General features: G+C 49.0%; 1 pseudogene. It reads right to left on the bottom strand.

Annotated elements, in window-relative coordinates:
* Positions 1–335 precede the first annotated feature (335 nt).
* Positions 336–439, bottom strand: a pseudogene (locus O2S87_RS18845) (IS5/IS1182 family transposase); the annotation flags it as partial.

The raw sequence follows: 439 nt of genomic DNA, 5'->3' as shown, positions 1-439 counted from the left end.
GTTTGCTGGCCGACCATCCGTGCCGGTCGAGCGAGTTCTCTACCTGTCCGTGGTTGAGGATTTTTGCCCGGTGGGTGCGGTGGACTTTCAGCATTCTAAACGCCTGTATAAACACTTATAATCGCTTCTCTTGTAAATCTTCGGTTTAAGAACGGTGGAATACCCGACCCTGCCATTGCCGGTGGATTGTGTAGGAATTGTCGGATTCATCCTGGCCCTAAAGGGTCAGGTATTCTCCTCGATTCTGTATAAACACCGGCTACCACCAGTATGTATCTGCTAACATCTGCCAAGATCTCCATCTACTAGGTAGAGAGGGTGTCATACAATTCATCTCATACCACAAGCTTCGTCCGCCCTGGATTTTCACCCTGTTCGTAGTTCGTGATTGCAACTATTACTCGGAGACACAGTCCAAGGAATGCTTGTACCCGAGCAT

This window comes from Halohasta sp. A2, assembly GCF_056175805.1.
The sequence above is the reverse complement of the archived record's forward strand: the minus strand, read 5'-3'. Positions and strand labels throughout refer to the sequence as shown.